The 23277-nt window shown below is 67.0% G+C and carries 17 protein-coding genes; 6 read left to right on the forward strand and 11 right to left on the reverse strand.

Features of this window, described 5'->3' with window-relative positions:
• Positions 1-38: 38 nt before the first annotated feature.
• The 3 genes from ABLE94_RS16395 (at position 39) to ABLE94_RS16405 (ending at position 2300) form a co-directional block, all read left to right on the forward strand.
• On the forward strand, positions 39-1133 hold the full coding sequence (locus ABLE94_RS16395) for an S-(hydroxymethyl)mycothiol dehydrogenase (protein ID WP_348805696.1): 1095 nt from the start codon (positions 39-41) through the stop codon (positions 1131-1133).
• Positions 1130-1759 carry an MBL fold metallo-hydrolase gene (locus tag ABLE94_RS16400; protein ID WP_348805695.1) on the forward strand — a complete coding sequence of 210 codons (630 nt, stop codon included), beginning with the start codon at positions 1130-1132 and terminating at the stop codon, positions 1757-1759. Before ABLE94_RS16395 ends, ABLE94_RS16400 begins: the two co-directional genes overlap by 4 nt.
• An 85-nt stretch (positions 1760-1844) precedes the next feature.
• Positions 1845-2300 carry a DoxX family protein gene (locus ABLE94_RS16405; RefSeq protein WP_348805694.1) on the forward strand — a complete coding sequence of 152 codons (456 nt, stop codon included), beginning with the start codon at positions 1845-1847 and terminating at the stop codon, positions 2298-2300.
• Positions 2301-2470: 170 nt separating this feature from the next.
• Here ABLE94_RS16405 and ABLE94_RS16410 read toward each other — a convergent pair whose 3' ends face one another.
• The 10 genes from ABLE94_RS16410 to ABLE94_RS16455 all read right to left on the reverse strand — a co-directional run bounded on the left by ABLE94_RS16410 (position 2471) and on the right by ABLE94_RS16455 (position 16061).
• Positions 2471-3286 (reverse strand): IclR family transcriptional regulator, encoded by an 816-nt coding sequence (locus ABLE94_RS16410; RefSeq protein ID WP_425476224.1) that lies wholly within the window; start codon positions 3284-3286, stop codon positions 2471-2473.
• An 83-nt stretch (positions 3287-3369) separates the two neighbouring features.
• The gene (locus tag ABLE94_RS16415) at positions 3370-5067 is read right to left on the reverse strand and encodes a BCCT family transporter (protein WP_348805692.1); all 1698 of its coding nucleotides are present in this window, start codon (positions 5065-5067) and stop codon (positions 3370-3372) included.
• 8 nt (positions 5068-5075) lie between these two features.
• On the reverse strand, positions 5076-7532 hold the full coding sequence (locus ABLE94_RS16420; protein WP_348805691.1) for a GcvT family protein: 2457 nt from the start codon (positions 7530-7532) through the stop codon (positions 5076-5078).
• A 235-nt stretch (positions 7533-7767) separates the two neighbouring features.
• Positions 7768-8616, reverse strand: coding sequence for a formyltetrahydrofolate deformylase (gene purU, locus ABLE94_RS16425; RefSeq protein ID WP_348805690.1), 849 nt, complete (start codon positions 8614-8616; stop codon positions 7768-7770).
• Positions 8613-9218: a sarcosine oxidase subunit gamma gene (locus ABLE94_RS16430; RefSeq protein WP_348805689.1), complete on the reverse strand. Its 606-nt coding sequence runs from the start codon at positions 9216-9218 to the stop codon at positions 8613-8615. The genes purU and ABLE94_RS16430 overlap by 4 nt, the downstream gene beginning before the upstream one ends.
• The gene (locus ABLE94_RS16435) at positions 9211-12027 is read right to left on the reverse strand and encodes an FAD-dependent oxidoreductase (RefSeq protein ID WP_348805688.1); all 2817 of its coding nucleotides are present in this window, start codon (positions 12025-12027) and stop codon (positions 9211-9213) included. The genes ABLE94_RS16430 and ABLE94_RS16435 overlap by 8 nt, the downstream gene beginning before the upstream one ends.
• Positions 12024-12305 (reverse strand): sarcosine oxidase subunit delta, encoded by a 282-nt coding sequence (locus tag ABLE94_RS16440; RefSeq protein ID WP_348805687.1) that lies wholly within the window; start codon positions 12303-12305, stop codon positions 12024-12026. Before ABLE94_RS16440 ends, ABLE94_RS16435 begins: the two co-directional genes overlap by 4 nt.
• 36 nt (positions 12306-12341) lie before the next feature.
• Positions 12342-13676 (reverse strand): sarcosine oxidase subunit beta family protein, encoded by a 1335-nt coding sequence (locus ABLE94_RS16445; RefSeq protein ID WP_348805686.1) that lies wholly within the window; start codon positions 13674-13676, stop codon positions 12342-12344.
• A gap of 10 nt (positions 13677-13686) precedes the next feature.
• On the reverse strand, positions 13687-14733 hold the full coding sequence (locus ABLE94_RS16450) for an FAD-binding oxidoreductase (RefSeq protein ID WP_348805770.1): 1047 nt from the start codon (positions 14731-14733) through the stop codon (positions 13687-13689).
• Positions 14730-16061, reverse strand: a complete 1332-nt coding sequence (locus tag ABLE94_RS16455; RefSeq protein WP_348805685.1) for an aromatic ring-hydroxylating oxygenase subunit alpha — start codon at positions 16059-16061, stop codon at positions 14730-14732. The genes ABLE94_RS16450 and ABLE94_RS16455 overlap by 4 nt, the downstream gene beginning before the upstream one ends.
• A gap of 424 nt (positions 16062-16485) precedes the next feature.
• On the opposite strand from ABLE94_RS16455, the gene ABLE94_RS16460 reads away from it, so the two are divergent.
• The gene (locus ABLE94_RS16460; protein WP_348805684.1) at positions 16486-17868 is read left to right on the forward strand and encodes an L-serine ammonia-lyase; all 1383 of its coding nucleotides are present in this window, start codon (positions 16486-16488) and stop codon (positions 17866-17868) included.
• 355 nt (positions 17869-18223) lie between these two features.
• Here the strand turns inward: ABLE94_RS16460 and ABLE94_RS16465 are convergent, their stop codons facing one another.
• On the reverse strand, positions 18224-19486 hold the full coding sequence (locus ABLE94_RS16465; protein ID WP_348805683.1) for an HNH endonuclease: 1263 nt from the start codon (positions 19484-19486) through the stop codon (positions 18224-18226).
• A gap of 508 nt (positions 19487-19994) precedes the next feature.
• On the opposite strand from ABLE94_RS16465, the gene ABLE94_RS16470 reads away from it, so the two are divergent.
• Both ABLE94_RS16470 and ABLE94_RS16475 read left to right on the forward strand, forming a co-directional pair.
• On the forward strand, positions 19995-21749 hold the full coding sequence (locus tag ABLE94_RS16470; protein WP_348809286.1) for a SulP family inorganic anion transporter: 1755 nt from the start codon (positions 19995-19997) through the stop codon (positions 21747-21749).
• Positions 21746-23272, forward strand: coding sequence for an ATP-dependent DNA ligase (locus ABLE94_RS16475; RefSeq protein WP_348809287.1), 1527 nt, complete (start codon positions 21746-21748; stop codon positions 23270-23272). The genes ABLE94_RS16470 and ABLE94_RS16475 overlap by 4 nt, the downstream gene beginning before the upstream one ends.
• Positions 23273-23277: the final 5 nt, after the last annotated feature.

A 23277-nucleotide genomic window follows, 5' to 3' on the forward strand; every position in this document is an offset into this window, starting at 1 on the left:
TCAACGGTTTCTGTCATCGAGAGGATTGAGAAGCGGATATGTCGCAGACGGTCAAGGGAGTCATTTCGCGCAGCAAGAATGCGCCGACCGAACTGGTGGACGTGGTGGTTCCCGACCCGGGTGCGCACGATGTGATCGTCAAGATCGCGGCCTGCGGCGTCTGCCACACCGACCTCGCCTACAAGCAGGGCGGCATCAACGACGAGTACCCCTTCCTCCTCGGCCATGAGGCGGCCGGCGTCGTGGAGGCGATCGGTTCCGACGTCACCCACGTCGAGGTCGGCGACTTCGTCGTCCTCAACTGGCGAGCCGTCTGCGGCGAATGTCGGGCCTGCAAGCGTGGACGCCCGTGGTACTGCTTCAACACCCACAACGCCAGCAAGGCGATGACGCTGACCGACGGCACCGAACTCACCCCCGCCCTGGGCATCGGGGCCTTCATCGAGAAGACCCTCATCCACGAAGGTCAGTGCACCAAGGTCAACCCCGACACCGACCCGGCCGTTGCCGGGCTCCTCGGCTGCGGTGTGATGGCCGGCCTCGGCGCCGCGATGAACACCGGCAACGTCGGCCGCGGCGACTCGGTGGCCGTCATCGGCTGTGGTGGTGTCGGTGACGCGGCGATCGCCGGCGCACGACTTGCCGGTGCCACCACGATCATCGCCATCGACCGGGACGCCTCGAAGTTGGAGTGGGCCAAGGATCTCGGTGCCACTCACACGGTCAACGGCGCCGAGGTCGACGATGTCGTCACCGCCGTGCAGGACCTCACCGATGGCTTCGGCGTTGACGTGGTCGTCGACGCGGTGGGCCGCCCGGAGACCTGGAAGCAGGCGTTCTACCTGCGGGATCTGGCCGGAACCGTGGTCCTGGTCGGGGTGCCGACCCCGGAGATGACCCTGGAGATGCCGCTGGTCGACTTCTTCTCCCGCGGCGGCTCGCTGAAGTCGTCGTGGTACGGCGACTGCCTGCCCGAGCGTGACTTCCCGATGCTCATCGACCTCTACGAGCAGGGTCGGCTGCCGCTGGAGAAGTTCGTCACCGAACGGGTCGGACTCGGCGACGTCGAGGCCGCGTTCTCGGCGATGGAGGCCGGCAAGGTGCTGCGCTCGGTGGTCGAGGTCAAGCAGTGAGCGATCTGCGTATCGACAATGTCGTCACGTCGGGGACCTTCTCGCTCGACGGCGGAACCTGGGATGTCGACAACAACATCTGGCTCGTCGGCAACGACGACGAGGTCGTCATCATCGACGCCGCGCATTCGGCTGCGCCGATCCTGGCGGCGGTCGGCGACCGCACGGTCAAGGCGATCGTACTCACCCACGGCCACAACGACCACGTGACCGTGGCACCGGAACTGTCCAAGGAGACCGGCGCGCCGATCCTGCTGCATCCCGGTGACGACATGCTGTGGAACGACACCCATCCCGACGTCGAGCACGAGGACCTGTCCGACGGGCAGCAGATCGAGGTCGCGGGGACGACGTTGACGGTGATCAACACGCCCGGGCATTCGCCGGGGTCGTCGGTGATTTACGTCCCCGAGGCCGGTGTGCTGTTCAGCGGTGACACCCTGTTCCAGGGTGGACCCGGGGCGACGGGTCGGTCGTTCTCGAGCTTCCCGACGATCATCGAATCGATCCGCGACAAGATCTTCGTCCTCGATCCCGAAACCAAGGTCTACACCGGGCACGGAGACGGCACCACGATCGCGGAGGAGGCTCCGCACCTGGAGGAATGGATCAAGCGGGGGAGCTGACGGCGGTCGATCCGCTCCCCGTGAGGTGGCTCACAGTTACCTCACAGCTATTGGTTGATCCCGCAAGCATTGCAATAGTTAGGCAATGCTTACCTCACTTGATAAGGCTGCGCCCTGCGCGATCGGGATCTTCCGGATCGTCGTCGGCTTCCTGTTCTTCTGCCACGGCACGTCGACGCTGTTCGCCTGGCCGGTCGCGCCCTACGGCGGTTCCACCGCCGCGTTCGGGGCGTGGCCGTCCTGGTGGGCGGCGGCGATTCAACTCGTCGGCGGGTTGGCGATCATGCTGGGCGTCGGAACACGGATCGCCGCATTCATCGGTTCCGGGTCGATGGCCGTGGCCTACTTCTGGAAGCATCTCGGCGACGGGATGCTCCCGATTCAGAACGACGGCGACTCGGCGGCGCTGTTCTGCTGGTCGCTGCTGCTGCTCGTCTTCCTCGGTTCCGGTCGGTTGGCGCTGGAATCGGTGCTGTTCCGCAATGCCGGTGATCGAGTGCCGGGTTCGTCGGTGCAGCAGGTGCCGTCGGTCGCGAACTGACGATCTGCTCGCCCGTCCTCAGTCATGGCACCGAGTACCGACATTCGCTGACCTGGGATTTTCGGTCCGGTCTACTGTGCCGAATGACTGAGGACGGGCGAGGGGTGGTCGGGTCCGCCGTCTGTCATCGATTCCGGTTAATGGTGTGGCGAACTGCCGCGAGGTTGGTGTCAACCCCGAAAACCGAAGCGCGAGTTCAGTTCTGACGCCGCGGCGGTGACCTGGGCGGCGATGTCCGCGGCATGGTCGGGGTCGACACGGTACCGCGGCCCGGACACGCTCAACGCCGAGATCACCGCACCGGTCTGATCACGGATCGGCGCGGCGATCGCGACCAGGCCGACCTCGAGTTCCTCGTCGGCGATGGCCCACCCGCGCTCGCGGACCTGCGCCAGATCGGTCAGGAGTGCCTCGATGTCGGTGATCGTGTGATCGGTGTAGCGGGTGAGGCCGCCGGCGAACAGTTCGCGGATCTCGTTGTCGGACAGGGCACTCAGTAGCACCTTGCCCGACGACGTGGCATGCGCCGGCGAGGTCTGACCCACCCACGTCTGCAGGGCGACACTCGAGGTGCCCTGTGCCTCAACGATGTTGACCGCCTGATTGCCGCCGAGGACGGCGAGGTTGGTGGTCTCGCCGAACTCGCCGGCCAGCTTCTCGCAGATCTCCTGCCCCTGCTTGGACAGATCGAGTGAGGCGTTGGTCGAACTGGCCAGGCGTACCACGGTGAAACCGATGCGGTACTTGCGGCTACCGGGTTCGGGTTCGACGAAGCCGCGGGACTCCAGGGATCCCACGATGCGTGACACCGTCGACTTGTGGACCCCGAGTTCGGCGGCGAGTTCGGTGATGCCCGCCGACCCCATCGCACCGATGAGTTCCAGAACGGCCAGCGCACGGTCGACGGATTGGACGGCTCCGGACGGGGTGGCTCCGGACGGGGCGGGGGCGGCCTCGTCGCCGGTCCTGTTCTCCTGCGTGGCCATGATGGTGCCCACTGTAGACGACCGCGGCGGCACCCCCGGGAACGCGCCCGCGCCGTTGCGGGTGCGTGGTGGGTGGGCCAGCGTCATGGGGTCTCCGCGGACGTCACGGTCTCCGCCACGGCGACGACCTCGTCGTCGACGACGGTCACCACGTCCATCTCGCCGGTGGCGATCGACTCGGCCTGCCGGCGGACGTGCTCGTCGACCTGCTCGGTGAGTTGGGTCCGGGCCACGATCAGCGGGTCGCGCCGCAGGTCGAGGTAGAGCGACACACACATCCCGATCATCACGATGAGGAACGGCAACGCCGCGATGATCGCCATCTGTTTGATGCCGTTGAGGCCGTCGTCGCCGCTGATCGCCAGCAGCAGGGCGGCCACCGCGCCGGTCACCGTGCCCCAGAAGATGGTGACCGCGCGGGTCGGCTCGTGCGCCCCGCGTTCGCTCAGTGTCCCCATCACCAGAGACGCGGAGTCGGCGCCGGAGACGAAGAAGATCGCGACGAGGATCATCACCAACGCCGAGGCGATCCCGGTCCACGGCAGGTGCGACAGCACGTCGAAGAGGGTGTCCTCGCTGGCGGCGGTGGCGGCGTTGAATCCCAGGACGCCGGTCATCTGTTCACGGATGGCGGTGCCACCGAAGATCGCGAACCACACCAGAGAGACCGCCGTCGGCACCACCATCACGCCGACGACGAACTCGCGGATGGTGCGGCCCTTGGAGATCTTCGCCAGGAACATCCCGACGAACGGGGTCCATGACACCCACCACGCCCAGTAGAAGATCGTCCAGCTCGACAACCAGGCCGCACCGTCGGCGTCCACGGTGGCCGACGATCGTGCCGAGAACGCGGTGATGTCGTTGGCGTAGGCGCCCAGGGTGGTGGGCAGCACGTTGAGGATGAAGACGGTCGGGCCGACGACGAAGACGAAGACGGCCAGGATCACCGCGAGGACCATGTTCGTATTCGACAGCCACTGAATGCCTTTGGAGATGCCGGAGACGGCCGAGGCGACGAAGCAGGCGGTGAGGATGGCGATGATCGCCACCAGCAGCATCGTCGACGGCTCGTCGACCCAGCCGATCTTGCTCAGGCCCGAGCCGATCTGCAGGGCACCGAGTCCCAACGACGCGACGGTGCCGAACAGGGTCGCGAAGATCGCCAGGATGTCGATGAGTTTGCCGACCGGCCCGTTGGTGGAACCGCCGAGCAGCGGGGCGAACACCGCGCTCATCAGTTGGGTGCGGCCGAGGCGGTAGGTGCTGTAGGCGATGGCCAGGCCGACGACGGCGTACATCGCCCACGGGTGAAATCCCCAGTGGAACATCGTGGTCGCCATCGCCACGCCGATGTCGTTGACGTCGGTGTTGGGTGGCGCCTCGACGTAGTGGAACAGCGGTTCGTAGGCGCCGAAGAACATCAGGCCGATGCCCATTCCGGCGCTGAACATCATCGCGATCCAGCTGATGGTGCGGTACTCGGGTTTCTCGCCGTCCTTCCCGAGCGGGATGCGGCCGTACCTGCTGACGGCCAACCAGACCGCGAAGATCACGAAACCGGTTGCGGCGAGGACGAATAGCCACCCCAGGTTGGCGGTGATCCAGGCCAGCACGGTGGCGCCGACCGACGCCAGGTTGTCCGGTGCGAGCAGACCCCAGATGAGGAATCCGACGACGAGGGCGGCGGTGACACCGAAGACGGTCGGGTCCAGTTGTGGTCGGGTGATCGACCGGAATCGCCCGGTGATCGGTTGGTCGGTGCCGACGGGTTTCGTCATGGGTTGTCCTACTTCCGGATTCGATTCATCTGGGGATCGACGACCGGGTCGGCGGTGACGACGGCCTCGTAGGTGTGCTGTAGGTAGGCGACCCGGACGGTGGTGCCGTCGGCGGTGTCGGTGGGCAGCCACGCGTAGGCCAGGCATGCGCCGACGGTGGGTGACCAGCCCGCGCTGGTGACGTAGCCGCGGACGGTGCCGTCGACGCTGACCGGTTCCTTGCCGAGGACCACGGCGGCGGGGTCGGTGAACGCGATGGTACGCAGGGTAACCGACGATTGCCGTTCGGCGAGTGCTTCTTTGCCGATGAAGTCGTCCTTGGTCATCCGCACCGCGAAGCCCAGACCGGCGGCGTCGGGGGTGTGCTCGGTGGTCATGTCGGTGCCCGCCGACCGGTAACCCTTCTCGATGCGCAGCGCGTTGAACGCGATACGGCCGGCCGGGATGATCTGCTGGTCGGCGCCGGCGGTCATCAGCAGATCCCACAGGCCGCGTCCGTACTCGGCGTCGGTGTAGATCTCCCAACCCAATTCGCCGACGTAGGACACGCGCATCAGCGTCACCGGGATCGATCCGATGGTCGTGGCCACGCAGCGGAAGTACTTCAGTCCGTCATTGGTGAGGTCGGTGGGGGTGTGTGGTGCCAGGACGTCGCGGGCGAGTGGTCCCCACAGACCCAGACAGCAGGTGGCGCCGGTGATGTCGCGCAGGGTGACGGTGCCGTCGGCGGGGAGGTGCCGGCTGATCCAGTCGAAGTCGATGGGGCCGTTGGCGCCGATCTGGAACACGTCCTCGGCGAGGCGCGCGACGGTGAGATCCGAACGCACACCGCCATTCTCGTCGAGCATCAGGGTGTAGGTGGCCGATCCGACCGACTTCGCGAGGTTGTTGGTGGTCAGCCGCTGCAACAGTTCCAGCGCACCGGGCCCGGCGAGTTCGTAGCGCGTCAGCGGTGTCATGTCGTACAGGGCGACGTGACTGCGGGTGTGCAGTGCCTCGGCGACCGAGATCGGCGACCAGTGCCGCGCCGACCACGAATCCCGTTGCGGGATCGTCACTCCGTCGGCGACGAGCGCGTCCAGCACATGCCGGTTCGACTCGAACCAGGCCGGACGCTCCCACAGGCCGGCCTCCCAGAACTCGGCGCCGAGCGCGGCCTGGCGATCGTAGAACGGGCTGGTGCGGACCTGCCGGGGTGCCTTGCGCTGGTCGTGCGGGTGGATGACGTCGTAGACCTCGACGAAGGACTGGGAGCTGGTGGTGAGGATGAAATCGTCGGTGAGGGCGGCCGTTTCGAAGCGGTACAGGTCGAACTCGTGGGTGTCGACCGAGGGGGTGCCGTCGACCAGCGTCTCGGCCAGGGTGCGGGCGATGCCTGCGGAGTGGGTGACCCACACGGCTTCGGCGACCCAGAATCCGGACAGGTCGCGGTGCTCACCGACCACCGAGTGCCCGTCGGGTGTGAAGGAGAAGATGCCGTTGAAACCCTCGTCGACCTTGCCGGTGGCCAGTTCCGGGATGAGGCGGGTGGTCTGCTCCCACGCCTCGGCGAAGTCGTCGGGGGTGAACATCAGCTTCGACGGCATCTCGTCGAGGGAGATCGTCGAATCGTAGTCGAGGGCAGTCACATCCGACGGCATCGGACGATGACCGTAGTAGCCGATGCCGAGGCGGTCGCCGTGTTCGCGGTAGTAGAGGTCGTGATCCTGGTGACGCAGGATGGGCAGGGACGCCTCGGCGAGTGCGGAGTTGACGCCCGCACGGGATTCCAGCGGTGTGGTGTAGGCGTACTGGTGGGCCATCGGTACCAGCGGGATCGTCAAACCGACACGCCGCCCGAACTCCTTGCCCCAGAATCCGGTGCAGCACACCACGATGTCGGCGCCGACGACGCCGGTGGCGGTACGCACGCCCCGCACCTCGCCGTTCTCCTCGACGACGTCGATGACCTCCTGATGCCCGACGAAGCGGGCACCGCGGCTTGCGGCGCGGGTGGCCTGGGCCTCGACGGCGCGCATCGCCTTGGCCAGGCCGTCACGCGGGGTGAACAGGCCGCCGACGATCAGGTCGGGGTCGAGGAGCGGGTACTTCGCGGCGCACTGCTCGGGCGTGAGCAGTTCGTGGTCGACGCCGCGGGAGGCGGCCCAACCCGCCTTGCGGTGCAGGTCGCCCCACCGGACGTCGGTGGTGGCGACCTCGAGTCCGCCGACGTGGTTGAAACACCACCCGTCGGGGTGTTCGAGCGCGGAGAACTTCTCGCAGGTGTAGGAGGCGAGTTCGGTCATCGTCTTCGACGGGTTGGTGGCGAAGACGAGACCCGGTGCGTGCGAGGTCGATCCGCCGGTGGCGAAGAGGGGGCCGCGGTCGAGGACGGTGACGTCGGTCCAGCCGCGCGCGGTGAGTTCGTCGGCGAGGGAGGTACCGACGATGCCGGCGCCGACGATCACGACTTTCGGTGTGCTCATGGGAGGGCTTTCTGGTGGGGTGGGGTGGTCGTGTTGCGGTGGTCTCCGCCGCGTTGAGCTCCGTCGAAACGACTCGCCGCTCGCCCCAACCGCCGGTCGAGCCGGTGAGGAGCGCAAGCGACGAGCCGTGTCGAGACCCCCTTCCGCCGGTCGAGCCGGTGAGGAGCGCTAGCGACGAGCCGTGTCGAGACCCGGTGAGGTGAGGCTGGAACCCGCCACGCCCCATTCATGCCGTTCAACTGAACACCACCGTGCTGGTGCCGTTCATGAGGACCCGGTTCTCGCTGTGCCAGCGCACCGCCCGGGACAGCGCCAGGGCTTCGGCGTCGCTGCCGACGGTGGCGAGGCGCCGGGGATCGTGGGTGTGATCGATGCGGATCACCTCCTGCTCGATGATGGGTCCCTCGTCGAGGTCGGGCGTCACGTAATGCGCTGTGGCGCCGACGTATTTGACGCCGCGCTGATGTGCCTGGTGATACGGCTTGGCGCCCTTGAACCCTGGGAGGAAGGAGTGGTGGATGTTGATGGCGCGGCCACGCAGGGCGGTGCAGGTCTCGTCGGAGAGGATCTGCATGTAGCGGGCGAGTACCACCAGGTCGGCGTCGTGGGTGTCGGTGAGTTCCAGGAGCCGGGACTCGGCCTGCGCCTTGGTGTCCGGGGTGACCGGCACATGATGGAACGGAAGGCCGGCCGAGGTGGCCATCGGTTCGAGGTCGGTGTGATTGGAGACCACGGCGACGAGGTCACCGCCGAGGGTGCCGGCCCGCCACCGGAAGATGAGGTCGTTGAGGCAGTGACCGAGCTTGGAGACCATCACCAGGATACGTTGCGGTGACTGGTCGTTGATCTCGAACTCGGCGTCGATGCCGGCGGCGAGGTGATCGAAGGCGCGGGTCATGTCCGCCGCGCTGGACTCCCGGGCGGAGGCGAATTCCGTTCGGACGAACAGGGTGTGGGTGACCGGGTCGTCGTACTGCCGGTGATCGAGGACTTCGCACCCGTGACTGTAGAGGAACGACGAGACGGCGTGCATGATGCCGCTGCGCGACGGGCAACGCAGGGTGAGGGTGAAGGTGGTGGTCATGAGCGTGCGCTTTCCGGGCTGGTCACGTACTCCACCGACGCGTCGACGAGCCAGTGCGCGAGGTAGTCGGCGAACGACGAGCGGACGAACACCGCGAACTGCGGATCGGTCTCCTCGTCGCCGGTGCCGTTGCGGTGCAGAATGATTCCGGCCTGCGCGAGGAGCGTCTGCGCGGCCTCGTCCGGTCCGAAGGACTGCGGATGCAGATCGATGGCGCAGCCGTGGGCGAGGATGGTGGTGGCGAACGGGCCGCCCAGGAGGAGCCGGGTGCGCTGGCCGGTGGCGTCCATCAGGTACACGCCGGTGGCGTCGGTGAGCCTCGACGCGACCTCGGCGAGGTAGTCGTGGCCGGTGACGCCGGGACGACACAGCAACCATTCGTCCGGTCCGAGCCAGATCGCGCTCTCGTCGTCGGCGCGACGTACCTGGCATGCGGCGGGAAGGTCGAGCTGGGCGATCGCGGTGACGTCGGTGGTCCGCACGATGACCTGCGCGACCGGCGATTCCGCGAGGAGGATGGCCGGGGCAAGGGCGGAGAATCTGTCGCGCCACCGTGTGAGTGGCGAAACCGGTTGCAGGGGTGCAGAAGTGGCGTCAGCCATCGCGTCGGGCTCCTTCGGGATCGACGAAAACTGGTGAGGTGACCTCGACCTCGATCAGGCGGTCCCCGACGGGAACGTCGAGGCGGGTGCCGATCACGTCGCGACCTCCCTTGACGAGGGCGAGGGCGAACGGCCGGCCAAGCTCGGCGCTGAGGTAACCGGAGGTGACGTGGCCGAGCATGGGTACCGGCGGTGGCGGCAGGAGGCGGTCGGCGCAGTGCGCGATGATCTGCGATCCCTCGGGGAGCTTCGTCTGTCCGTCCACGGGGAGCAGTCCGATCAGGTGCTTGCGCAATGGGTCCTGATTGGACGGCCGGGAGAAGGAGCGTTTGCCGATGAAGTCGGGCTTCTTCTTCGACACCACCCACCCCATACCCAGATCGTGGGGAGTGACCGTGCCGTCGGTGTCCTGCCCGATGATCGGATAGCCCTTCTCCGCGCGCAGCACGTGCATGGTCTCGGTGCCGTACGGGGTGATGCCGTGCGGTTCGCCTGCGTCGATCAGGGCACGCCAGAGCACCTCGGCGTACTCGGCGGCGACGTTGACCTCGTAGGCGAGTTCACCGGAGAAGCTGACCCGGCCGATCCGTACCGGGACGCCCCGGTATGTGGTGTCGCGCCAGTCCATGAAGGCGAAGGCCTCGTTGGTGACGTCGAGGTCGTCGAAGACCGCGCCGACGACGTCGCGGGAACGTGGCCCGACGACGGGGAAGGTCGCGACATGATCGGTCAGCGAGGTGGTGAACACCTGCAGATGCGGCCATTCGGTCTGATGCCACTCCTCCATCCAGTCCAGGATGGCCGCGGCGTTGCCGGTCGTGGTGTAGACGGTGTAGCGGTCCTCGGCGATCCGCATCACGGTGCCGTCGTCCTTCACCATGCCGTCGGGTCCGCACATCACGCCGTAGCGGATCTTGCCGACCTTCAGGCTGCTCATCAGGTTGGTGTAGAGCATGTCGAGGAAGGCGGGTGCGTCGGGGCCGGCGACGTCGATGACGCCGAGGGTGGAACCGTCGAGGATGCCGACACCGGAACGGACGGCGGCACATTCACGCAGCACGGCGGTGTCCATGTCCTCGCCCCCGCGCGGATAGAAGCGGGGCCGCTTCCACGCTCCGACGTCCTCGAAGACCGCGCCGCGGTCCACATGCCACTCGTGCAGCGGCGTGCGCCGGATCGGATCGTAGAGGTCACCGCGGTCGCGGCCGGCCAGCGGGGCGAAGGACACCGGCGTGTAGGGCGGGCGGAACGTGGTGGTGCGGGCGTCGGAGACGTCGATGCCGAGGAGTTCGGCGACGATGCCGGAGGCCACGATGCCGGAGGTCTTCCCCTGATCGTGGGCGGTACCAATGGTGGTGTAGCGCTTGACATGTTCGACCGAGGCCATCCCGGCCCCGACGGCGCGTTCGACGTCGGCGACGGTGGCGTCGCGTTGCAGATCGACGAACGAGATCGTGGGGTCGGCCTCGGGGACACGCCAGTAGGTGGCCGTGGCCGCGGGGGTGCGGTCGACGGTACGGGGAACGACCCGCAACTCCGGAAGCGGAATCCGAAGCGAGCGTAGGGCGGCGAGGCCGGCGCGACGACCGTCGGTGAGGCACGACCCGATCGTGAGCAAACCGGCTGCAGCACCCGCGATCTCGACGCCGGGCACCGAGCCCGTCGGCAGGAAGGCGGCCGCGGCGTCGTCGAAGGCGATGGTTCCGCGCAGCTGACTCCACAGGTGAGCGGCCGGATTCCAGCCGCCGGAGACCAACACGGTGTCGCAGTCGAGGCGGGTGCCGTCGCGGAGTTCGACACCGCTGACATGGTCGGTACCCAGCGCGGAGGTCACGGCGTCGCCGGTGCGGATGGTGATGCCGAGGCGGGAAGCGGTGTCGTGCAGATCATCGGACACCTGGGCCCGGACGTCGACGATGGCGGCGATGGTGGCGCCCGCCTCGGCCAGTGCGAAGGCGTCCGCGTAGGCGGCGTCGCCCGCGGTGAACACGACGGCGCGGTGTCCGACCAGCACGCCGTGGCGGTGCAGATAGTCGGCGGCGGCGCCGGCGAGCATGACGCCGGGAAGATCGTTGTCGGCGAACACGATCGGACGTTCATGGGCACCGGCAGCGACGACGATGCGGCGGGCCCGGATGCGGTGGATGCGTTGGCGGGATATCTGCGGGGCGTCGTCGGCACGCTGCAGGTGGTCGGTGCGGCGCTCGACCGCGAGGATGAAACCGTCGTCGTAGGCGCCGAAGGCGGTGGTGCGCTGCAGGCGGGTGACGGTGGGTAGTGCATCGAGTTCGGCGAGAGCGTCGGCCACCCACGGTGCGGCGGGGGTCACGCCGCCGGCCTCGGGGCGTTCGTCGACGAGCATGACGCGTGCTCCGGCGCGGCCGGCCATGAGTGCCGCCATCAGACCGGCGGCACCCGCGCCGACGACGAGCACGTCCGGATGGTGGTGCAGGGAATCGTAACGGGCGGTGTCGATGTCGGCGGAGAGCTTGCCCCATCCGGGGACACCGTGCGCCACCAGTCCGGGGCACAGTTCGACGGTGGTGGCGGGCACCATCGGTTCGCTGTACGGGGCGTCGATGCCGACCTGTGCGGTGGCGTCCTCGGACCAGGAACCGGTGACGCCGCGGACGCGTCCGAGGTTGACGCTGCTGGTGATGGTGTGAATACCGTTGGCGAGCAACGCGGAGGCGAGGGTGTCGCCGGCGTATCCGGAGTAGGTGACGCCGTCGAAGACGAAGTCGATCGGCCGGGTGCGGTCGATGCGCCCGCCGGTGGGGGTGCGCATGCCGGTGAGTGAGCGGGTCATGAGTGGGCCTCGGGGCTGGTGGCTGATGCGGTGGGGCTGCTGGTGAAGGCGTAGGTCACGGTGTCGCGGGTGATGGTGAACCATTGGCGGCATCCGGCACTGTGGCACCAGCGTTCGGCGAGTGCACCTTTCGGGTTGGGGCGGTAGAAGAGGTAGGCACCCCAGTCGGTGTCGTCGAGGGACTCCGGCTGTGCCGGGTAGGCGATACCGGCGGCGGCACCGTAGTGGAATTCGGTCTCTTCACGCGGCCCGCAGTGGGGGCAGGGGATCATTTGCATGAGGTTCTCCGGGCTGGGATGGGCTGAGGGAGTTGGCTAGTGGGCGACCGCTGCGGCGCCGTGTTCGTCGATGAGTTCGCCGGTGGTGAACCGTTCGATGGTGAACGGGGCGTTGATCGGATGCGGCGTGCCGGTGGCGATGGTGTGGGCCAGGCACCAGCCGACCGCCGGTGTGGCCTTGAAACCTCCGGTGCCCCAGCCACAGTTGACGAACAGGTTGTCGTACGGGGTGGCGCCGAGGATGGGGGAGGCGTCGGGGGTGACGTCGACGATGCCGCCCCAGGTGCGGAGCAGTCGGGCGCGGGCGAAGATCGGGAAGAGTTCCACGGCCGCGGCCATCTGCCGTTCGATGATGTGGAAGGCGCCGCGCTGGCCGTAACCGTTGTAGGAGTCGACGCCTGCGCCCATCACCAGCTCACCCTTGTGGGCCTGGGACACGTAGACGTGCACCGCATTCGACATGACGACCGTCGGGTGGATGGGCTCGAGGAGTTCGGAGACAAGGGCCTGCAGCGGGTGACTTTGCAGGGGGAGGCCGAAGCCGAGTTGGTCGGTGAGGGTGGAGGTGTGGCCGGCGGCGCAGAGTGCGACGGTGCCCGCGCCGATGCGTCCGCGGGTGGTGTTGACGGCGGTGACGGTGCCGTCGGTGGTTTCGAAGCCGGTGACCTCGCAGTTCTGGATGATGTCGATGCCGGCGTCACTGGCGCTGCGGGCGAAACCCCAGGCGACCCAGTCGTGTTTGGCGATCCCGCCGCGGGGCTGGAAGGTGGCACCCATCACCGGGTAGCGGATGCTGTCGGCGGTGTTGACGATGGGGCAGACCTCGGCGACCTGTTTGGGATCGAGCCATTCGGCGTCGATTCCGTTGAGCCGGTTGGCCTCGACGCGACGGATGGAGTCGCGGACGTCCTGTTCGGTGTGGGCGAGGTTGAGTACGCCGCGCTGGCTGAACAGGATCGGGTAGCCGAGTTCGTTCTCGAGTCCCTCCCACAGTTTCAGGGAGTGCTCGTAGATCCCGGCGCTCTCGTCCCACAGGTAGTTGGACCGGATGAGGGTGGTGTTGCGGGCCATGTTGCCGCCGGCCAGCCAACCACGTTCCAGCACGGCGACATTGGTGATGCCGTGATTGCGGGCCAGGTAGTGGGCGGTGGCCAGGCCGTGTCCGCCGCCACCGACGATGACGACGTCGTAGCTGGGTCGGGGATCGGGGTTGCGCCAGAGGAAGTCGGGGTGCTCGGGGAGGTCGGCGCCGGGAGCGGAGCGAGCGGGCCGGGTGGGTGCGGCGCCGGGAGCGGAGCGAGCGGGCCGGATGGGTGCGGCGCCGGGAGCGGAGCGAGCGGGCCGGGTCTGCTGGGTCTGCTGGGTGTTCATGGTGTGGTCCTCAGTAGTCGATCACGACGGGGGAGATGGGTTCGGAGCAGCAGAGCAGGATCTTCCCCTGTTCGATTTCGCGTCGGCGGATGCCGCCCTGGTGGTTCATGACGACGTCGCCGGAGACCTTGGTGACCTTGCAGGAGCCGCAGAGGCCGACGCCGCAGGAGGAGGGAAGGGTGACGCCTGCGGCGGCCGCGGCGGCCAGGATGGTGCTTCCGGCGGTGACGGTGACGCGGCGGGCGCGTCGGGTGAAGTCGACGGTGACTCCGTCGGCGTCGTCGGCGCCGGGGGTGGGGAGGACGAAGCCGAAACTCTCCTCGTGGATGTGGGCGAGACTCGCCCCGGAGGCGACGAGTGCGGAGCGTACGCCGCTGCGGAATTGCCCAGGGCCGCAGAGGAAGACCTCGCGGGCGGCGAGGTCGGGGCACATCCGCAGGAGGGTGTCGGCGTCGAGTCGGCCGCGGTGCCCGGACCAGGCGGCGGTGGTGTCGTCGTTGGAGAGGCGGGTGAGGGCGAAGGCGACGTCGAGGCCGGGGTGGGCGATGGACAGTTCTTCGAGTTCGGCGCGGAACGGGATGTCGTCGAGGGTGCGGGCGCTGTGGATGAAGACGATGTCGGTTTCGTCGCCGGAGCGGTAGGGGTGATCGGTGGTGGGGTCGGTGGCGGCGCGCACCATCGACATGACGGGGGTGATGCCGCTGCCCGCGGAGATGAACAGGTAGCGTTGTGCGCCTTTGCCCATGTAGCTGAACCGGCCGACGGGGCCGCTGGCGGTCATGGTCATTCCGGGGGTCATGTTGTCGTGCAACCAGTTCGACACGTGCCCGCCGGCTTTGCGTTTGACGGAGATGGACAGGGTGTCGGGTCGGGTGGGGGGTGAGGAGATGCTGTAGCAGCGTTGGACGGTCCGGCCGTCGATGGTGACGGCGATGGTCAGGAATTGGCCGGGGTTGAACACGAAGGTGTGGGGTTCGACCGTGCGGAAGGTGAAGGTGGCCATGTCTCGGGTCAGGGGGACGCGGTCGATGCAGATCAGCAGGTGCTCACGCATCAGGCGCTCTCCGCGATGCCGGTAACCGGTTGGGGGAGTCCGAGATTGGTGCGCAGGGTGGTGATGTACCAGTTGATGAAGGCTTCGACCTGGAACTCCGACGGTCCGTAGGGGCCGGGTACGTAGGCGGGGTCGGCGATGCCCTGGTGGGCGAGGGCGACGAGGTCGGCGTCCTGCTGGTTGGTGATCTCCCAGACGCTGGTGAGGTGGTCGAGGTCGTAGTCGACGCCTTCGACGGCGTCAGCGTGGACCAGCCAGGTGGTGCGGACGAGGGTGTGGTCGGGTGCCACGGGGATCACCGAGAACAGCAGTGCGTGGTCGCTGGTGATGTGTAACCACATGTTGGGCTGCAGGTGCATCGAGAGTCGGCCGAGCCGGCGGTCCGGGAGATCGTCGGTGAGGGGGCGGGTGCAGGCGATGGTGCCGTCGAGGGTGAACGATTCGCCGGCGAGGTCCATCGCTTCGCGTTCGATGTGGAAACCGGTTGGGCGCGTGTCGAGTTGCTGGATTCTCGGGTAGGGAAGTCCGAGTCGGTCCCATGTCTGGATCATCTCGGCGGTGGCCTGGCGGTAGCGTTCGGTGACCGGTCCGAGGCGGTCGGGGACGGCGTCGGTGTCGCTGTATCCCCAGACGGGGAAGAAGACGTTGAGCAGTTCGGGGTGGCCGCCGCAGTGGTAGCACTCGCGGTTGTTCTCCATGGCGAGTTTCCAGTTGCCGTTCTCGATGAGGTCGGTCTGCTCGGCGACCTTGGCCTCGGCGATCCGGTGGGGGGCGAGGTAGGGCTCGACGATGGCTGCGACGTCGTCGATGTCGGTGGGCGGTTGCTCGGCGAGGCAGATGAAGACGAGGCCGGCGATGACGCGGACCGCCACGGATCGGAGGGAGAAGCAGGTCTTGTCGAACTCGGGGGCCTGGGCGTCGGCGAACATCAGCCGCCCGTCCATGCCGTAGGTCCACGAGTGGTAGGCGCAGACGATGGTTCCGGTGGAGCCGTTGGGGTCGGTGAGCAGGCGCGCACCGCGGTGGCGACAGACGTTGTGGTGGGCGCGGACCACGTCGTTGTCGTCCCGGGTCACGATCACCGAGCGGCGGCCGAAGTTGATGGTGACGTAGTCGCCGGGTTCGGCGATCTCTGCCTCGGCGGCGACGAAGATCCATTGTTTGGAGAAGATCTCGTCGATGTCGCGGTCGAAGAACTCCGGTGAGGTGTAGAACGCGGCGGGCAGACTCTCGTCGGCGACACGTCCGACGATCAGGTCACGGGTGTCGGGGTCGAGAGAGTCGGCGGGTGTTGCCCGGTCGGCGGAGCCGGCGATGAAGTGTGCGGTCATCGGCGTGGAAAGCCTCTCTTGGCCAGCGTATTTCGCATGTGGTGATGTGTGATGTGGCCACAACCGGATCGTCGGCGACCGGATGTGTGGAGTGACTCTCGAGCGGAGAATCTATGTTGCGTAGTGCGCAACGCTGCGCACGATATGCAACAAGTGTGGGGGTTGGGGCTTGCGATGTCAACCGCGGTGTGTCACCTTTTTGGTGGGAGCCGACGCAGCGACGACGGAGTTCCCGACGACAACGACACCTCGCATCAGGCGAGGTCATATGCCATCGAGTGCGCGGGAGCTGTCGCCACGCGCGCAGCCGACGGAGCAACCACCCACGTTGTTATCCGTCCCGTTCAGGTCCCCGACGAAGCAGGAGTTGCGTCGTCGGAGTTCCCTACCACCGCCATCCGCCCTGTTTGGAGATGTGACGTCCATGTGTGTCAGTGTTTTCGATCTGTACTCGGTGGGGATAGGACCGTCGAGTTCGCACACGGTGGGTCCGATGCGGGCGGCGGCGCGGTTTGTTGCCGAGGTCGCCGAGCGTGGCCTGCTCCTCGAGTTGGCCGATGTCGAGGTGGACCTGTTCGGGTCGTTGGCCGCGACCGGCGCGGGCCACGGGACGTTCACCGCGGTGCTTCTGGGGTTGGAGGGTCACCGACCCGAGTCGATCACCTCCGAGGTCAAGGATCACGCGCTGGCCCGCATCGCCGCGACGGGTCGCGTGCTGGTCGCGGGGTCGGTCGACCTGCCGTTCACCGTGGCGGACATCGGACTTCACGGTGACCGATGCCTGCCACGCCATCCCAACGCCATGGAGTTGCGGGCACTCGGTGCGGATGGCGATGTGTTGGCTCGGGAGGTGTTCTACTCGGTCGGGGGTGGATTCGTTCTCGCCGAGAGCGATTCGGACATCGGCGCCGGCGCCGGCGAACCGGAGTACGCGTACCGCAGTGCCGAGGAACTGTTGGACATCTGCACCCGGGAGCACCTGGCCATCAGCGAGGTGGTCTGGGCCAACGAGGCACGGGACCGTTCCGCCGACGATGTGTACGCGGGCCTCCTGGATATCGCTGCGGTGATGGACGACTGCGTCGAACGTGGAATGCGCACGCACGGAACGTTGCCCGGCGGACTTCGTGTGGCACGACGTGCGCGGCACTGGCACGATCGGCTCGTCGCCGACGATCCATGCAGATCGGCCGAGTTCGCCGAGGACTGGGTGAACCTGGTGGCGCTTGCCGTGAACGAGGAGAATGCGGCCGGTGGGCGGGTGGTCACCGCGCCGACGAACGGTGCGGCCGGGATCATTCCGGCGGTCCTGCACTATGCGCGCAACTACACGAAGGCCGGACGAGGCGATCGTGACGATGTGACCGTTCGATTTCTGCTGACGGCCGGGGCGATCGGTGGGCTGATCAAGGAGCGGGCCTCGATATCCGGAGCCGACGTGGGCTGTCAGGGGGAGGTCGGGTCGGCGGCCGCCATGGCCGCCGCCGGGCTCGCCGAAGTGCTCGGTGGCACGCCCGCCCAGGTGGAGAACGCGGCCGAGATCGCGATGGAACACAGCCTCGGCCTGACCTGCGATCCGATCGGTGGTTTGGTGCAGATCCCGTGCATCGAACGCAATGCGATCTCCGCCGGAAAGGCGATCAGTGCGGCGCGAATGGCGTTGCGCGGAAACGGCAGTCATCACGTCAGCCTGGACCAGGTGATCGCCACCATGCGCGCCACCGGTCACGACATGCATGCCAAGTACAAGGAAACCGCCACGGGCGGATTGGCCATCCACGTGCCGTTGAGTGTGGTCGAATGCTAGGTGCCGCACGTTCCGCACCGCCGATGAGGCAGCCGTCGAACATGCGACACCTGTTGGTGCCGTAAAGAGTTCACTGTGGAGTTGTCAAGGAACAGATGCGGTCCCGGCCAGAGCCGGGTGCGGGTTGGTTGGTCTGTTATCTATCTGTGGGCTTGATCGGGCGCTGGTAGTTCCCTTATCCAGCTGCTCGATGCGAGCCCCTATCTCGCCGGTCGATCCCTTGCCCCGCGGCCTACCCCGCCGGTCGTGTCCCCATCCGCCGGTCGAGCCGGACGGAGCGCTAGCCGCCGCGTTGAGCTCCGTCGAAACGAAGTCCGTGTCGAGACCTCTTTCGCCGACGCTGGAACCCGAATTATCATGCCGCACCCGGCAATCCATCCAACGTCATGGTCCTGCGGTGATAGGACCGCAACCATCGTCGTTGCGGGTCAACCGTTTCCGGTGGGATCAACCAGGGGTGGTGGTCGGCTCCCATGACGACGTCCCATCCGTTATGGTGGACGTCGTCATGACATGCCGTGCAGAGCAAAGCGCCGTTCTCCAAACAGGTTTCGCCGCCGTCGATCCAGTGGACGATGTGGTGCGCCTGGGTTCGTGAGGGCGGCGCTCCACACTTGATGCACCCTTTGTCGCGGTGCGCCAGGGCTCGTCGTTGGGCCCGGTTGAACAGTCGGATGGTGCGTCCGAGTGACAGTGGTACTTCGTCTGTGCTGACGATCATGACGCCGACGGTGGCGTCGCAGCAGAGTTTTCGGGCGGTGGCTTCGGTGACCGATCCCATGAACTGCAGCGACGCCAATGATGGTGTGCCGGTGGGGATGGTGAGGTTGACCAGTTCGGTGGGCATGCGTGGTCCGTCGTCGCTGTGTTCGCCTGCGGCAGCGCGGGCGGCGGTGTCGAGGATGATCTCCAAAGCGTCGGCTCGCATCTGACCTGCGGTGCGCGGATCGCGGGATCCGTCGGGTTGGGGTCGTGGCGCTGACAGTACTTCGATCGCGGTCCTCAGTTTCTCCCCGAGTACGGCATGGAGGTCGCCGGTGACGGTGAGGCGTCCGTCATCGGAATCGTGGAAGTCCAGGGTGTTGATGGAACGGTCCTCAGCGGCGGGTAGACCGTCGGTGTCGTCGGCCTGCTGATTTCCTCGGCTTTTTGCGTAGTCACGGATTTCGGCGGGGGTGAATCCGGCGGTGGCGTGGCCGAGGAGGGCGATGCTGTGTGCGTCGCGTTCTTCAGCGGCGACAGGCTCGCCGGAACGTTTCTCGATGTGCGTCACTCCTCGGACAATGGCGTCGGCGTGTTCGGCGGACAGTGTGCCCAGTGAGGTGTGGCGGTGCACTCGCTCGATGTCGGCGGTGGTGCCCAGACGGATCATGCGAGATGCGGACGCGGGCGCGACACCAAACTCGTGCAGGAGCTCTTGCAGTTTGCGGCCTTCGTTCTCTGCGACCTTGAGGTGATCACAGAGTCCGACAAGGATGCTGGCGTGGTGATCGACGAGGTTGCGGATGAGCAGGATGGCGTGCAGTGCGCTCTTTGCGTCGTCGCGGGTGAGGCTGCTGTTGGTGTAGTCGAGTTCGGATAAGAAGTCGATGGTGGTGTCAAGTTCCCCCGATGTCATGTCCACCACAGTACGCCCGGTTGGCGGTCGGCGCAAGGGCAGATTTCGTGAATCCTGTTGCTGTGCATAACGTTTCGCCTGTGGATAACTTGTTCGTGGCGGAATCTTCTTGTCGGTGGGGTGTGGTATGCGCTGCGGTTCTGTCGGGAGATGTTGTGGTGGTGGGTGTTCCAGCGTCGTGTTGCGTGGTCTCGACACGACCCTCCGCTGGCGCTCCGGGTCGGCTCGACCGGCGGGGGATGGGTCGGCTCGACCGGCGGGAAGAGGTCGACGCGAGCGAAATCGAAGTTATGTCAACGGAATCCAAAGCGCTGTCAATGAGGTGCAGAGCGCTGTCAGTGAGGTGGCGGGCGCTGTCAACGGTGCGGCGAGCGCTGTCAACGTAGAACAGGGCGCTGTCAGTGAGGTGGCGGGCGCTGTCAACGGTGCCGAGAGCGCTGTCAACCGGGCGGTGAGGTGGTGGCGCTGTTTGCGCTGAGAAGGGACTCGTTGGGGATAGCCTGTGACAATGAGCGGAAGGACTGTCCTGTCGCGGCTGGCGCCGCCTGCGTTTGCCGGGTATCGGCGACAGTGGCTCCGCGCCGACATCCTGGCGGGGATCACCCTCGCGGCGATCGCCATTCCGGAGTGCATGGGCTACAGCTCGATTGCGCAGGTACCGGTGGTGGCGGGGCTCTATACGATCATCCTGCCGGCGGTCGTGTTCGCCTTCGTCGGATCGTCGCGGCTCCTGGTGGTCGGTGCGGACTCGGCGACCGCCGCCCTGCTGGCGTCCGGTATCGCGGGAATCGGTGTGGTGGGCCTCGTGCCGAACTCGACGGCGTGGCTGCAGTGGGCGTGTCTGATCGCCATCGTGACCGGGGCCCTGCTCGCCATCGCGCGGTTGCTGAGGCTCGGCTTCCTCGGCGACTTCCTGTCGACCGCGGTGCTCATCGGATTCCTCGCCGGAACCGGGATCACGGTCATGACCGGTCAGATCCCCGGGATGCTGGGATTCGAGGGGTACGGCGACCGAATCTGGCAGCGCTGGTGGAACATTGTTCGCCATCTCGGTGACATCAACTGGGGTGCTGCGGCATTCGCGGGCATCACCCTCGCGCTCCTCATCGGTGGTGTGCGACTCGTGCCGCGCTTTCCGGTGGCGGTTGTGGTCGTCATCTGTTCCATCGTGGCGGTGGCCGTGTTCGGGTGGTCGGAACACATCCCGGTGATGGGCACGGTGCATGCGGGATTGCCGAGCTTCGGGTGGCCCCACGGGATGGGGCTGGGCGACGTGGTCACGGCGACGACGGTGGCCCTGGGGTGCGCGCTCGTCGTCCTCACCCAAAGCGCGGCCACCGCGCGAAGTTTCGCGCAACGTCACGGTCAGAACGCCGACATCAACCGGGACATCCTCGGGCTCTCGGGTGCCAATCTGATCGCGGGATTCAGTGGGACGTTCGTCGTCAACGGAAGTCCCACCAAGACCCAACTGCTCGACGAGCAGCATGGCCGCACCCAGGTGGCGAACCTGACCATGGCCGCCATCACCTTGGCTGTGGTGGTGTTCTTCGACGGTGCACTCGCCGACCTACCGCACGCCGTGCTGTCGGCGATCGTGTTTCTCATCGCGCTCCGGTTGATCGACGTGCACCGGTTCCGACGGGTCTGGCATGTCCGCCGTATCGAGTTCGGCATCGCGATCCTGACCGCGGTGATCGTTATCGTCTTCGGTGTTCAGGTCGGTATCGTGGCGGCCATGGCGGTGTCGCTGCTCGAACTCGTTCGACGTCAGTACAGTCCGCAGCGTTTCGTCATCGGGGTCGGGGCGCGCGGCAGCCGACGCTACGAGACCGCCGAACCCGGCCGCCAGTCGCTGCCCGGCCTCATCGTCTTCCGGTACGACGCGGACCTGTTCTACGCCAACGCCGGACGATTCGCCGACGACGTGATGGCACTGGTGAAAGGCGCGCCGGAACCCGTTCGGTGGCTGGTGCTCGACACGACGGTGATGACCGACGTCGACTACTCGGCATCCACCGTCCTGGAGGACCTGATCCGGTACATCCACTCCGACGGGGCACATTTCGTCCTCGCCGGCGTCGATCCCGAGTTGCAGGAGACGCTGCAGGCGGAGGGCATCCTCGCCGTCCTCAACCCCGACCACGTCTTCTCGACTGTCGGGGCGGCGTTGCGCGCCTACGTGGCCAAGTTCCCGGACGCCGCACCACCCGACGGTGTACTGCCGCACCTGGACAGTGATCACCCCGAGGAACCGGCGTGAGGTTCGCCGATGTGGTGGCCACCTCGGCGACGGTGGGCGCGACCCGATCACGCAACGCCAAGTCCGCCGCATTGCGAGAGTTGTTGTCGGCGGCGGGACCCGAGGTCCCGCTGGTGGTCGCATGGCTGTCGGGCGACATACCCCAGGGACGTCTGGGGATCGGTTGGCGGACCCTGCGCGATCTGCAGGTGCCGCCGGTGGCGGCGTCGATCCTGACGGTCGAGGAAGTCGACGCCGCCCTCACCCGATTGGCCGCGACCACCGGCACCGGATCGGTGGCCGCACGCGCGGAACTGCTGCGCGGACTGTTCGGTCGCGCCACCGACGACGAGCAGGGATTTCTCTTCCGGCTACTGACTGGCGAACTGCGCCAGGGTGCGTTGACCGGCGTGATGGTCGAGGCGATCATCGCGGTGTCCGGTCAGCCGGCGGCACTGGTCCGACGCGCCCACATGCTCACCGGATCACTCCCCGACACGGCCACGCTGGCCATCGACGGCGGTGCGCAGGCGCTCGGCGACGTCGGCCTGCAGGTCGGCCGTGCGGTGTCGCCGATGCTGGCAACCCCCGCAGACAGCCTGGATGCCGCACTGGCCGACCTCGGGCCGGATCTCGTCGTCGACCACAAGCTGGACGGGGCGCGCATCCAGGTTCACCGGGACGGCGACGACGTCGCGGTGTTCACCCGCACCCTCAACGACGTGACGTCACGAGTGCCGGATCTCGTTGCGGTGGTGCGTGAACTGCCCCTGACCACAGTCATCCTCGACGGAGAGACACTGACCCTGCACGACGACGGTCGGCCGCGACCGTTCCAGGAGACAATGAGCCGATTCGGATCGATGGTCCACACCGATCCGGACGTCGCCGACGAACCCCGACTGCTGCGTCCGTTCTTCTTCGATTGCCTGCACCTCGACGGCGATGACCTGATCGACGAGCCACTCGCCCATCGACTCGACGCCCTGGATTCGGTTGCGGCCCAGCTCCGTATCACCTCACAGCGACGTCCGACGCCGGACGAGGCCAAGGCGGTCCTGGACGCGGCACTGGCGGCGGGCCACGAGGGGGTGATGGTGAAATCGCTGACCGGACCGTACGCCGCCGGCCGACGCGGAAAGTCCTGGCAGAAGGTCAAACCCGTACACACGATGGACCTCGTCGTACTCGGCGCCGAATGGGGATCGGGGCGACGCGCCGGGTACCTGTCCAATCTGCATCTGGGAGCCCGTGATCCGGACGGTGGCGACCCGGTGATGGTCGGCAAGACCTTCAAGGGACTCACCGACGCGTTGCTGCGGTGGCAGACCGAGGAGTTCCCCAGACATGAGGCGCACCGGGATTCGCGCACCGTGTACCTGCGGCCGGAGATCGTCGTGGAAATCGAACTCGATGGGGTACAACGCAGTTCGCGATACCCGGGCGGTGTGGCGTTGCGGTTCGCACGCGTTCTGCGCTATCGGCCGGACAAGACGGCGGCCGAGGCCGACGACATCGATACGGTGCGCGGACTGCTGCGGTAGGGAAA

Source organism: Gordonia sp. VNK1, assembly GCF_040049135.1.
GTDB lineage: Bacteria > Actinomycetota > Actinomycetes > Mycobacteriales > Mycobacteriaceae > Gordonia > Gordonia oleivorans.